At 48.3% G+C, this 12850-nt stretch carries 10 protein-coding genes, 1 other RNA gene and 1 other annotated feature (1 of these 12 only partly in view); all 11 genes read right to left on the bottom strand.

Annotated elements, in window-relative coordinates:
• Nucleotides 1-81, bottom strand: a binding site (T-box leader); it reaches 146 nt to the left of the window's first position.
• A gap of 15 nt (nucleotides 82-96) precedes the next feature.
• Entirely contained in the window at nucleotides 97-1650 is a 1554-nt protein-coding gene (gene abc-f, locus FGQ85_RS04080; RefSeq protein WP_138372745.1) for a ribosomal protection-like ABC-F family protein, read from the bottom strand.
• Nucleotides 1651-2003: 353 nt separating this feature from the next.
• Entirely contained in the window at nucleotides 2004-2834 is an 831-nt protein-coding gene (locus FGQ85_RS04075) for a YihY/virulence factor BrkB family protein (protein WP_087167449.1), read from the bottom strand.
• A 40-nt stretch (nucleotides 2835-2874) separates the two neighbouring features.
• Nucleotides 2875-4134, bottom strand: coding sequence for a SpoIID/LytB domain-containing protein (locus tag FGQ85_RS04070; protein ID WP_243128482.1), 1260 nt, complete (start codon nucleotides 4132-4134; stop codon nucleotides 2875-2877).
• 271 nt (nucleotides 4135-4405) lie between these two features.
• Nucleotides 4406-4588: non-coding RNA, 6S RNA (gene ssrS, locus FGQ85_RS04065), on the bottom strand.
• A 39-nt stretch (nucleotides 4589-4627) separates the two neighbouring features.
• The gene (locus FGQ85_RS04060) at nucleotides 4628-6859 is read right to left on the bottom strand and encodes a transglutaminase-like domain-containing protein (RefSeq protein WP_138372743.1); all 2232 of its coding nucleotides are present in this window, start codon (nucleotides 6857-6859) and stop codon (nucleotides 4628-4630) included.
• 13 nt (nucleotides 6860-6872) lie between these two features.
• Nucleotides 6873-7940 carry a DUF58 domain-containing protein gene (locus FGQ85_RS04055; protein WP_138372742.1) on the bottom strand — a complete coding sequence of 356 codons (1068 nt, stop codon included), beginning with the start codon at nucleotides 7938-7940 and terminating at the stop codon, nucleotides 6873-6875.
• Nucleotides 7937-8899: a MoxR family ATPase gene (locus tag FGQ85_RS04050; protein WP_242960092.1), complete on the bottom strand. Its 963-nt coding sequence runs from the start codon at nucleotides 8897-8899 to the stop codon at nucleotides 7937-7939. The genes FGQ85_RS04055 and FGQ85_RS04050 overlap by 4 nt, the downstream gene beginning before the upstream one ends.
• A 123-nt stretch (nucleotides 8900-9022) precedes the next feature.
• Nucleotides 9023-9364, bottom strand: a complete 342-nt coding sequence (locus FGQ85_RS04045) for a hypothetical protein (protein ID WP_138372741.1) — start codon at nucleotides 9362-9364, stop codon at nucleotides 9023-9025.
• 5 nt (nucleotides 9365-9369) lie between these two features.
• Entirely contained in the window at nucleotides 9370-10863 is a 1494-nt protein-coding gene (gene thrC, locus FGQ85_RS04040; protein ID WP_138372740.1) for a threonine synthase, read from the bottom strand.
• 67 nt (nucleotides 10864-10930) lie between these two features.
• On the bottom strand, nucleotides 10931-12238 hold the full coding sequence (locus FGQ85_RS04035; RefSeq protein WP_138372739.1) for a Na+/H+ antiporter NhaC family protein: 1308 nt from the start codon (nucleotides 12236-12238) through the stop codon (nucleotides 10931-10933).
• A gap of 117 nt (nucleotides 12239-12355) precedes the next feature.
• Nucleotides 12356-12850, bottom strand: coding sequence for a 3-isopropylmalate dehydratase small subunit (leuD, locus tag FGQ85_RS04030; protein ID WP_087167456.1), 495 nt, complete (start codon nucleotides 12848-12850; stop codon nucleotides 12356-12358).

Below are 12850 nucleotides of genomic sequence, written 5' to 3'. Positions count from 1 at the left end.
AAATCGAAAGGAGCTTCCAGCCTGCGGCTCCTTCTCTCTGTCGGAGATCAGATATCCTACTGACACATTCACAGCCTTTACTGTATCTTCTTTATTTTAAACATCCCCCTGCTCTTTGTCAAGTCCGGAACTCTCGAAAACTGCTTTAAATCCGGCGCTTTGAGGATCTTTTTCGAAACGTACAGCGCTCTTTGCAATCCGTTCGGTAAATACACTGTCGTGTTCTACAAAGATCATGGATGGTTTCCGCTCAAGAATCAGATTCTCAATCTGAATTCTTGTGAATATATCAATGTAGTTTAACGGCTCGTCCCAGATATATAGATGGGACGGCTCGCAGAGGCTCTTTGCAAGAAGCACCTTTTTACGCTGACCCTCGCTGTACTCCTCCAGACGCTTGTCAAACTGGTCTCTGGAAAAATCAAGCTTCCTCAAAACAGCCCGGAACAGCGTTTTATCAAGTCCCGCCTCCTCTTCCAGCTCCGCCAGCGTTCCTCTCATTTCAGAAGAATCCTGGCTGACAACCGAAATCTTCAGGCCGCTTCCGGTCTGAATTCTTCCCTCATCCGGCTGATAGATCCCTGCAGTCAGCTTCAGAATCGTCGTCTTCCCGCAGCCATTCGGCCCTTTCAAAGCAATCCGGTCTCCCCGCCGGATTTCCAACGAAAAGTCTTTCAAAATCTGACGGTCCCCGCGGGCAAACGAAATCCCTTCCACGGAAACAAGACGCTCCTTCTCATAATCCAGTGGAAACATTTTCAGTTCCTCCACCGTCTCGATGTCCTTTAAAAGCCCTGCCTTTTCTTTAGCCGCCTTCTCCATCCGGTGCTCCAGCACCTTGGACCGCTTCATCATCTTCGCCGCCTTATGGCCGATTGCACCCCGGTCCGGCTTCAGTCCTCCCACTTTATGACCGATCTTTTCTTTCTCCTTATTACCTGCCCATCTTCCGGCCTCCCTTGCCGCCGCCTCCAGATGGCGGATCTCCTTTTTCAGCTTCTGATTCTGCTCCAACTCCGCCTGATCCCGCAGACTCTTTTCTCTCTGCCATGTCTGGAAACTTCCCTTGTAGATCCGGATGCTGCTGCGCTCAATCGCCATCGTATGATCCGTACAGGCATCCAGAAGCCTCCGGTCATGGGAAACAAGAAGGAATCCCTTCTTCCTGCTCAGATAAGAGGCCAGCATCTGCCTCCCCTCCTCATCCAGATGATTTGTCGGCTCATCAATCAGAAGGAACGCATGCTCCTTGGCAAACAGCACCGCAAGCTGTAGCCGGATCCGCTCTCCCGGACTAAGCGTCCCATAAGGCCGCTCCAGGATGGCCGAATCCATTCCCATCCATTCCATCTCTCTTAAAACTCTCCAGAACTCATAATCCGGATCAATTTCCTCCAGGACCTCCAAAGAAGACTTCCTCACATCCCGGATATCCACCGGAAAATACTCCGCCGTCTCCGACATACGGATCCTTCCCCGGTACGGATACGCACCCGATAACAGCTTCAAAAACGTCGTCTTTCCGGTCCCATTCCGACCAATCAGCCCCGTCCTCCAGTCCGTATCCAAAAGCACACTCACATGCTCAAAAATCGACTCAAAATGCGTATCATACGAAAAAGTAAGATCTGTAATCTGTATCTGCGACATCTCATCATCCCCTTTCACCATGCACACACTGCAAAAAAGCCCGACTTTAACTTAGGCTATACCGGGGACGTGTTCCGGTGCATCGGAACACGTCCCCGAACATCGCCAAAAGAAAAAGAGTCATGAAAAGAACAGTTCTTCTTTTCATGACTCTTCTGGCCATCTTTTCCTCTTGTTTCTATAATGAAAAAAGAATGTCTCTTCCTGCAATGTGTACGGGCAGAATCCGCCTCCGGCGTCTTCTGTGTACGTTATGTTTCATTGTCTTAACATTTACAGGAAGTAATGATCATCCTTTCACCTCATTTCTTATTTCTTTGCCTTTCCAGTATACGGTGTGCTGCCGCTGTCTGTCAAGCCTTATCCAGATTATCTTTGAAAATGGTAATGTTGATCACGCCGCCAAGCAAAATCATGTACATACAGAAGTACAGCCAGAGCATGACAAGGACAATGGTCGTCAAACTCCCGTACATAGTGGAAAATCCCTCAAAAATGTCCAGATAGACAGAGAAAATCAGGGAAATAATCTGCCAACCAATTGCGCTGAAAACAGATCCTGGTATCTGATGCTTCCATTTGGTTCTGATTTTTACGTCCGGCAGAAAGCGGTACAAGAGCATACAGAACAGCATCATTACTCCGACTGTCAAAGAGGTTCGGATTCGGATCAAAAAGTCAACTGCCTTTTGCAGCACCGGAGCGTTTATTTCTACGAAAATGCTGATCCGGTTTCCGAATACGGCAAGGAGAAGGCAGGAAATTATAACCAGAAGAAACAGCACCGTGTAAACGGATGCTCTAAGTCTCAGATAGAAATAGTTTCTCGTCTCCTTGCTCTGATAAATACAGTTGAGTCCGGACGTTATCGCAAGCACCCCTCTTCCAGCCGACCACAATGCGACAAGGATCGTCACTGGAATGATTGCTGTGGACTGGCTGTATACTTCATTGATAATGGATATCAGGAAGGGCGTGACAGTCTTCGGGAATACCTCCGTAACCGCCGTCATCACATCGCCTCTTGTAAGCGGCGTATACTGTACCATTGTCATTAGAAGCAGGATAATCGGAATCAGTGACAGGACAAAGAAAAACGCAGACTGAGCAGCATACGCCCCGACATGGCTTTGTGCCGCTCGATCCAATATTCTCATGATCCGGTCCCACTGTTTTTTGATCATATTCTACCTCATTCTGTCCTTTTTTCCTGTTATCATACCATCAATCCGCTGTAATTTCCACACCATCATAAAACATTCCAAGGATTGTTATATAATCTTTCCCTTTTTTTGCCATTTCATTCGCCCCATTCTGGCTCATTCCGATTCCGTGTCCATAGCCGCCTCCTTTAATGTGAAAACTTTCCCCCCGCTTTTCTACTGTAAAAAATGCACTCGGCAGCAGTTTAGCAGATGCTGCCTCTGTGCCGTCCTGTTTCTGGATTTTATACCCGTTTCCACCAAGTGCGCTACGGATTTTATTTTCCGTCCGGATCACAGCGCTTCCTTTGGATCCTGTTACTTTCATTTCCAGTGCCACATCTCCTTCCCCCCTTTTTGTAATTTCGATCTGCGAAATCGTACCGACATCCTGTCCGGTATTCAGTCCAAAGAGATTGGAAACGGTCTCAACCGGGATATCACAGCTCCAGGAAAACCACGGCAGATCTTTTTCATAGCAGGTTCCGTTTTCCTCCACCCTGGTCCCCTTCAGGTATGAATTTGCATCTGAAACTTTCGTGCCCCACGCCTCTACATTGGTGGTTCTTCCACAGGAAGTGGAAAAATAATACGCTTTCACCACAGTGTCATGATACTTCAGCTTCTCTCCCATTGTTGCGTCCACCGCGGCAATCGTCTTTTCCTGCTCGGCAGAATTTCCATAGACCTGATAAGCTGTACTGTCGTCCACATTGGCTTTATATTCCGGATACGCCTGCCCTTCCATATGACAGTAGGCATAGCTTCTTGCGCAGACTGCCTGTGCCTTTAGTGCCTCTTCTTCATAGGAAGCCGGCATCTCACTCGGCACTACTGCATACAGGTATTCTTCCAGAGGAAGCTCGTTGATGACAGCAATTCCCTGAGCGGTAGAAAACAACTCCAGTTCTCCCCTGTAGGAAGGCACTCCGTATCCTCTCTTCAGACTGGAAATCGTAATCTTATCTCCCTCTTTTTTTGTTTTTACACGGATGGTTCCGCCCTCAAACAACGGATCATCCGGGGCAATCGTCACGGTCTCGCCCTCTTTGGCTTCCCGCTTTCCTCCGGCTCCTTCGAGAAGAAGTCCTCCCCCTGCCGATACGGCTACATTTGGATGTACTTCATCCGTATACCCTCCGGTCTTTAAAAGGACCCGTATGACGGGCTGCTCCTGCTCCTCTTTTCCTTTTTGCTCCTCCGGCGTCTTCTTCTCTTTTGTTTCTTCTTTCTTGGAAACCGCTTTCTTTCCAGTCTCCGCTTCATATCCGCCCGAAACCATATGCACCAATCCTACGCACAAAAAAAGACTCAGTATAATCCCGCCAAAATAATATAAAAAATTACCGTTCCAGTGTTTTTTCATCTTACGCACCTTGTCCGCCGCATTTATCCTAATGTATGTCTCATCTGTTTTTTATATGTATGTTTCCGAAGCGGCATCCTTTCCAAAACACCTCCTCAAAGACATGTCGAAAAAAGCCGTCCTTTTCGGAAAACTTCCGCTATAAAGTAAAAAGCAGCCGTATCACGACTGCTCTTTCTCTTTCGTACGCACCCCCAAAATGCCGGCTCCTGTATTTTGACTCCTAGCAGTCCGCTAGGTGGGCAACCGCATCTGCTTTTCTGCCTTCCACTGATGTAATGAGGCCTGACATATTACAGAGATAATAGGAATCCCGTTTAAAGTTTTGTAGGTTCAAAATTACAAGAGTTATCGAACATTTCAGGTTAGATTTATTATACCGTATCCGCTTTCATCTTTCAATATTTATTTAGAATCCTTTTCCAAACACAAACAGAAATTTCTGGAAGAGATTTTTGGACGCCATACTTTTCTCCCGTACAGAAATACAGAGTTTTTCCAGTTCTTTGAAATCTCTTTTCTCCGGATTTCTGTTTCCAAAAGCTGTTTCCAGCAACCGGATGATGATCTTCCTGCTCCTCTTGTTGGAAATATGATAGGTTTCTTTCAGGATCCGGCAAATCTCTTCCTCGTCCTCCGGAATCGGTTTCTTCCTGTCATACTCCATCATCTGATAAAGAATCCGGTACAGCCTGAGATATTTGTTCCGCAAGTCTTTCTGCATCCGGACGCTTCTCCATTTTCTTCTTCGTGCAAAAAGAAGTAAACAAAGCGCTGCCAGGGCGGCAGATACCGGGATTATCCAGATTCTTCCGGAAAGCATCTCCTCTCTCGTTCCATCTCCGTTTTGATTTTCTGATGACTGTCCTGTTCCGTCCTGTACATCTGTCTGCGTATCCGGCTGTGGTTCCTGCTGAGACGTAGAATCCTGCTCCGGTGTCTGCGGTTCTTCTGTCTGCGGATCCGTCTCCCCCACTACACTTACAGGCCCGTCCGGCTCTGATGTTCCTCCCGCAGAATTCTGCCGGTATGCCGGCGTCATTTCTGCCGGAAGCCATCCGCAGCCTTCTACGTAAACCTCCGCCCAGGCATGTGCCGTACTGTCATCGAGTTCAGCCAGATACATTCCGTCTTCTGTCTCTTCAAACTCTGACGGTCTTGCGATATATCCGGATACAAAACGTGCAGGGATTCCATTCATTCTCAGGAACATCACACCTGCTGAAGCAAAATGAACGCAGTATCCCTCGTGGCTTTCTCCAAGAAAATATTCAACGAAATCATCTCCATCCGGTGTTCTCCCCGGGCTTTTTGTATAATCTGCAACTGTTCCAAGATAATCCGCCACCTCCCGGACTGTGCTGCGAAGTGTTCTTCCTCGAAGAATCCGTGCCGTATCCTCCCACTTTTCACGGAATTCTTCAGGCACCTGCAGATAGGCTTCGTTTACAAAGTCTGTATAGGCTTCTCTATCTTCTGTCTGCTCATATGCCACATTTTCCGGACTGATTTTCAACTCTCCGATATCGCCTGCCAGAACGGCTTCCACCGCATAGTTTCTTCCCCGGCCTTCCACATAGGTATCTCCATAAAAATCATCTGTCTGGCTGTTTTTATACGGAAGGTACCGGTACGCTCTGCTTGCCCCTCTTCTTGTAATTTCAGCTGTCACACTTTGATATCCGAGCTGTCCACTGTTTTCCCGCACTGTCTCATACTCTGCATTTCGTGCTCTGCTGATCTCTTCTTCGGAAAGTCCTCCTGTTTCCTTTGATTTTACCCACCGGCTGTCACGGTAATCCGTTCCGATATATCCCTGAAAATAAACGTCCTGCTCCGGCCGTTCTGAAAGGGTTACCTCAAGCTGAAGTTCACCGCTTTCCACCATTTCATCAAAAGTTCCCAGTTTCCCGTCCGACACGCCGCCGTATGCAGCCCGCGTAAAGAAGTCCTCGATCCGGTCCTGCCATGCTGCCGGATCCGCAAAAAAGGTTTCCATCTGCTGTTTCGGAATCAGCACGCCGGTTGCCAGTGCTGCAGCGGCCGCAATGACAAGCGGGCGTTTTGCGCTGACCGGACTTGCCATCACAAGGCAGAGAACCGCACATCCAAGCAGCGCCGCTCCCTCCGCCCTGATTGTCATTCCGGTAAAAAACGGAAAGGAAAAGACTGCCGCATAGAGAAGAATCACAACCATGCGTAGCTTCCGGACGGATCCTGCCAGAACGCAGACTGCCAGAAACAGGCCGCAAAGTGCCAGCATCCCCGCTGCCATGGTCTTTTCGTCCGCCTGGACCCGTACTGTACTTTGTATTTCCCTGAAATACTGCTGAATCTGCAGCACGGAATTTCCGATGACCTCTTCTTTCAGCCCCTCCTGTATGGCCTCTCTTTGCACAAACCAGAACCATACCACAGGAAGAATTCCCACAGCACATCCTGCCCATACATATTTTTCCATCCACACATACGGAAACCAGCAGATCACAAACATCAGCATTCCGATTCCGAACATGCGGATATCAGCTGCCGGATCGAATACCGATCCGAAAGCAAAGTATACACCGCTACTTCCTGCTGCCGCAGACAGAAGAATCCAGATTTTTTCCCATCGATTACTATCTATCTTTTTTGTGTTCATACTCCCTGACCACCTATATTTCCAATACCCTCCTGTTTAATTCTTCTACAAATGTTTTCTCGTGAAAGAAAACCGGCATCTCCTCTCCGCACTGAATAGACAGATCTCCGCCAATACGCACCGCTTTCAAGTACGGTTCAAAAAATTCGTGCCGGTACAGATCTTCGTCAAGTCTGTCAAGTTCGGAAACCTGCGTGGAAGAAAGCGCTAAAAGCCAGTCGTAAAAAGTCTCCTCGTTCTTCACCAGAAACCTTTTAAAAATCTGTGTCCTGCTTTCTTTCCAGACCGCATAGAACCGGCAGGATTCCTCCACCATCGCCCGTCCGGCTGAAGCCGCCAGATTCAAAAACACATTGCCCGCCTCTTCTGTCATTTTCGACTCACCCGGATCCAGAAGAAGAATGACAGCCGCTCCTAGAGGAAAACTGAATTCCTTCATGTACAGCTCATCTGTTCTCGCGCTCAGCTTCCAGTGAATCTGGGCAATTCTGTCTCCCGGCTGATATTCATGGACGTCAAACACCTCGGACGTATCGTCCCCGCCCCGGTCTTTTGCGTACTCTTCGCCTTCTGTCACAAACAGGCGGACCGCTTCGCTGATCTCGGCAAGCACCGGATACGCCTTCGGCACAATGTGAATCTCCGCAGGGACAGACTGCAACTTCCGGATCCGGATCCTGAACATACCGGAAGCATCGGTCGTCACCGCTTTTTTCACTTTGACTTCATGCTTTCCACAAGCGCTGGCCTCATATGGAAACAGAAAGGTATGCTTCTCCCCTTTTTTCAGGTTCCGCACCGTCTGCTTTTTATGTTCAATCTGTACTCTGAGAAACGGGATCCGAAACACTCCGCAGTTTTCCACTACAAAAGGAATATTCAGCGTTTCTCCTTCTTCCGCCATCTGAAAATCCCCCTGCGGGCAGATCCGGATCTTCGCTCCCATCATTCTGGCCTGAAGGCACAAAATAACCGGAAATACAAGTTCTACCGCAAGTATATATCTACCGTCCGGCCACTCGTAAACGAGATTCAGATAAACTGTTGCGAGAACGGCAGCCAGATACAACCATTTTTTCATTCTCTTCTCCCTTTTCCGGCCTTTGGCTGCGTGATCATGGCAAGAATCTCCTCGATCACCTGGGAAGATTCCATCCTGGCCGCCCTGGCCCTGGCACTTAAAAACAGCCTGTGAACCGCCACATCCGGGAACACCTTCGCCACATCCTGTGGAATACAGAAAGTCCGTCCTTCCAGATAGGCATACGCCTTCGCCACTTTTGCAAGCGCAATCGTACCCCTCGGACTGATTCCAAGCCTGACCATCTGATGGTTTCTGGTGGCCTCCACAAGCCGTCCGATATACTCATAAACCGCATCATGCACATAGACCTGTTCCACTTCCGCGCGCATCTCAAGAAGCATCTCCGTTCCGACTACCGCCTTGACCGCATCTGCCGGATTCCCTTTTTGACTGCCCTTTACGATCTCAATCTCTGCCTGGATATCCGGATAGCCCATGGAAATACAGATCATGAACCGGTCCAGCTGTGACTCCGGCAGCATCTGTGTCCCCGCAGAACCAAACGGATTTTCCGTCGCGATCACAATAAACGGATCCGGCACCGGGTATGTCTTCTGATCCACCGTCACCTGTCCCTCCTCCATAACTTCCAGAAGCGCTGACTGTGTTTTCGGTGACGTCCGGTTGATCTCATCCGCCAGAAGCAGGTTACACATCACCGCTCCCGGCTGATAGACAAACTGCTGGGTCTGCCTGTCATAAAGAGAAAAGCCGACAATATCCGCCGGCAGCACATCCGGAGTAAACTGCACCCTGTGCCGGTCCAGGCCCATACTTTTTGAAAATGCGACCGCCATCGTCGTCTTCCCGACTCCCGGAATGTCCTCGATCAGGACATGTCCGCCCGCCAGAATTGCGGCCATTACCTTTTTAATACAATCCTGTTTTCCGATGACAGCCTTCTGCACCTCCTCGATCACAGAAGCGGCCGCCATCATTCCATATGTTTTCTCCATACCCTGTCCCCTTAGCTTTTTTTCCATTATATCATATCCGTGGTCCATCACACTATCTCCCATACAGATTTAACAAAAAAAGACTCTGCGGAATGTTTTCGCAAAGTCTTTCACATGATTCGTTTATGAAAAATATTTTTTCCGTAGTTTTCCTGTTGTAATTCCAAACCACACAAGCACAACCATCACAATTACAAAGGTGCCCCAGAAAATGGCCATATTGTCGACACCAAGACTGGTGCAGGCCAGATCACAGATCCCCCAGAGGGTCACTACGATCCCCAAAATCATCACTTTCGGTGCCGCCTCTTTTATGTATGCCTTGGTGTCTTTACATTTTTTCAGGTTCACTTCCTTCGGAAGCAGAACACTTTGAAAAATCTCTCCTTTTTTTATCATTTTCCAATACCCGGCCATACAATACAGTCCGCAGGCCAGGGCAATCAGTCCCCAGATCGAATCCATCCCTGTCACCTCAGTCCTAAAATTTCTTTCACTGCCGCTTCCATCTCCTGTGCATCGCACTCTCTCGTATGGCGGATTTCGGCATTTCTGATCTCCTCTACCGCCTTCGGGATCTCTGTCCCGGAAAGCCGGCTCAGTTCATCGGCAAGGGCAATGCCTTCCTGACCTTCATATTCGCCTGGCCGTATGGCGTTAAGAACGCTTTCCGCAAACTTGTATGGACTTGCCGTTGATGCGATGATCGTCTTTGCCGGATCGTTGCTGTCTCTGCGATACGCTTCGTACACCGCGGCAGCAACCGCTGTATGAGTATCCATCACATATCCTGTATTCTCGTAGGTGTCGCGGATGGCTTTCTTCATCTCGTCCGCCGATGCATACCCGGCAGCAAAATCGGACAGCTCTGCTTTCATCTTTCCGGTAATTTCGTAACGTCCGTTTTCGTTTAATTCCTTCATCAGCTCACGGTTTTTCGCCTCATTTCTTCCGGAAATCAGGTAAATCAGCCGTTCCAGATTACTGGAAATCAAAATATCCATAGATGGAGATTCTGTCAGGATAAATTCCCGGTTTTTATCATAGGTTCCGGTCTCGAAAAAGTCAAAGAGCACTTTATTTTCATTGGAGGCGCAGATCAGCTTCGCAATCGGAACGCCCATCTGTTTTGCAAAATAGGCGGCAAGAATATTTCCGAAATTTCCAGTCGGAACAACGACATTGACCGCTTCTCCTTCCTGAATCTCTTCATGTTTCAGGAGACACCCGTAAGCATGGACATAGTAGACAATCTGCGGGACAAGCCGTCCGATATTGATGGAATTTGCAGACGAGAACCGGAAGCCTGCTTTCTGAAGCTCTGCTTTGAGTCTCTCATCTTCAAACATCTTTTTCACACCGCTTTGTGCTTCATCAAAATTTCCATGAATAGCGATGACCGCCGTATTGTCCCCCTTCTGTGTTACCATCTGAAGCCGCTGCACATCGCTGACTCCTCCTTTTGGATAAAAGACGATGATCCTCGTCCCCTCCACATCTGCAAATCCGGCAAGGGCCGCCTTTCCGGTATCACCGGACGTGGCAGTCAGAATCACGATTTCGTCAGTGACGTGATGCTTTCTGGCAGCTGTTGTCATCAGGTGCGGCAAAATGGAAAGCGCCATATCTTTGAACGCAATCGTCGGACCGTGGAACAGTTCCAGATAATAGACTCCGTCCACCTTCGCAATCGGTGCAATCTCTTCGTTATCAAACTTGTCATCGTAGGCTGCACGGATACATCCTCTAAGTTCCTCTTCCGTAAAGTCGGTAAGAAACTGCTTCATCACGACATAGGCAGTTTCCTGATAATCCATCCCGGCAAGATCCGCAAGCGGAACAGGAAGCTTCGGAATATATTCCGGCACAAAGAGCCCTCCTTCATCGGAGAGTCCTTTTAAGATTGCCTCCGAAGCAGTCAGCATGACATTTTCGTTTCTCGTACTTCTATAAAACAACTCCATGGCGTTTCCTCCTTGTCCTTTTCTGATCTGCAATTTTCAGAAATTATACCATAAACTATTGGAACATTCAATCGATTTTCCTTTTCCGGAACAGGATAAAGAGCACTGCGCTCAGTGCCATCAGAACCGGATAGTACAGATACGGCATAATTTCAAACGGAGTCAGCTTCGTAAGACTTGCTGCCGACAGAAGCTGGGCACCGTATGGGATGATCCCCTGTCCAACGGAAGTAAAAATATCAAGAAGTGAGGCGGAACGTCTTGGCTCAATGCCGTACTCATCACTGATATCCTTTGCGATTGGTCCCGTCATGACAATGGCAACCGTATTGTTTGCCGTACACATGTCCACCAGAAAGGCAAGTCCTGCGATACCAAGCTCTGCGCCGCGTTTTTTCTTGATTCTGCTTTTAATCATCTGCAGCAGAAAGGTAATTCCTCCCATCTCCCGTACAAGGGAAACAATGCATGCCACGATAATGGAAATCACCGTAATGTCATACATGCCCATGATTCCGCCACTTCCATCCGGTCCCTGCGCTAAAACCTGGAACATCTCGGAGACCGCAATCTCTCCGGATAATACTCCCACAGCAAGAGATAGTACAGTTCCCGTCATCAGCACAAGAAACACATTCACGCCGATCAAGGCGCCTACCAGAACTACCAGATACGGAATAATCTTCCAGATACTGTATATCAGTTCCTCCTCCATCTGAAAATCCTGCCCGGATGTCAAAATGAAGAATATCCCGATCGTGACCACTGCCGCCGGCAGTACAATCAGAAAATTCTCACGGAATTTATCTTTCATCTCACATCCCTGTGTCTTGACAGCCGCGATCGTTGTATCGGAAATCATGGAAAGGTTATCTCCAAACATGGCTCCGCATACGACCGCACCGATACAGATGGCTGCATCATATCCGGTCTTTTCGCTGATACCCGCTGCGATCGGAGCAAGAGCCGCAATCGTTCCCATGGATGTTCCCATGGAAACCGAAATAAAGCATCCGATCACGAACAGTCCTGCAACCGCCACCTGGGACGGCAGGATGGACAGTCCAAAATTTACCGCGCTGTCCGCCCCTCCGGCAGCTGTTACCGCACCGGAAAATCCGCCTGCGCAAAGGAAAATCAGACTCATGGTGATAATGTTGTCCTCCCCCACTCCCTTTGCGATAATATGAATTTTTTCGTTAAAATCATGTTTCCGGTCCTGCACAAAAGCTACAAACAGTGCCAGCAAAAATGCCAGCACAGCAGGCATTGCATAAAAGTCGCCGCTTATAAACCCGGATCCAAGAAACAATACCAGAAATACTCCTATTGGAAGAAGTGCCGCCGCACTTCCTTTTTCTTTTCTTTCTGTCATTCGTCCTGCCACTCTCCTTCGGATTTCGTTTTAAAAGTCCGATGGAAAAAGGGCGGCATGCCTTCCAAAAGTGCTGCCGCCCTTTTCACCATCCATTTTCCATATGTTAAACCGGATTTATCCATTCAGCTTCTGATTTGTGTAATTTACAAGGCCTCCGGCTGAAATGATTTTCTGCATGAATTCCGGGAACGGCTGTCCCTGATATTCAGTCCCTTTTGTCCGGTCAAAAATTTTCCCACTGTCAAAGTCGATCTCCACTTCATCCCCCGCTTCAATCTCCTCGGCCGCTTCTTTGCACTCAATAATCGGAAGTCCGATATTAATGGAATTCCGGAAGAAAATCCGTGCGAATGTTTCTGCAATAATGCAGCTGACTCCCGCTGTTTTCAGACAGAGCGGAGCATGTTCTCTTGAAGAACCACATCCGAAATTCTTTCTTGCAACAATGATATCTCCCGGCTGAACCTTGCCTGCAAACTCCGGATCAATATCTACCATCGCGTGGGATGCCAGTTCCTGCGGGTCAAACGAATTCAGATATCTTGCAGGAATGATAACATCCGTATCCACATTGTCTCCGTATTTAAATACATGTCCTTTTGCTTCCAT

It is taken from the genome of Pseudoflavonifractor sp. BSD2780061688st1 E11, from assembly GCF_005844125.1.
Lineage (GTDB): Bacteria > Bacillota > Clostridia > Lachnospirales > Lachnospiraceae > Sellimonas > Sellimonas catena.
The sequence above is the reverse complement of the archived record's forward strand: the minus strand, read 5'-3'. Positions and strand labels throughout refer to the sequence as shown.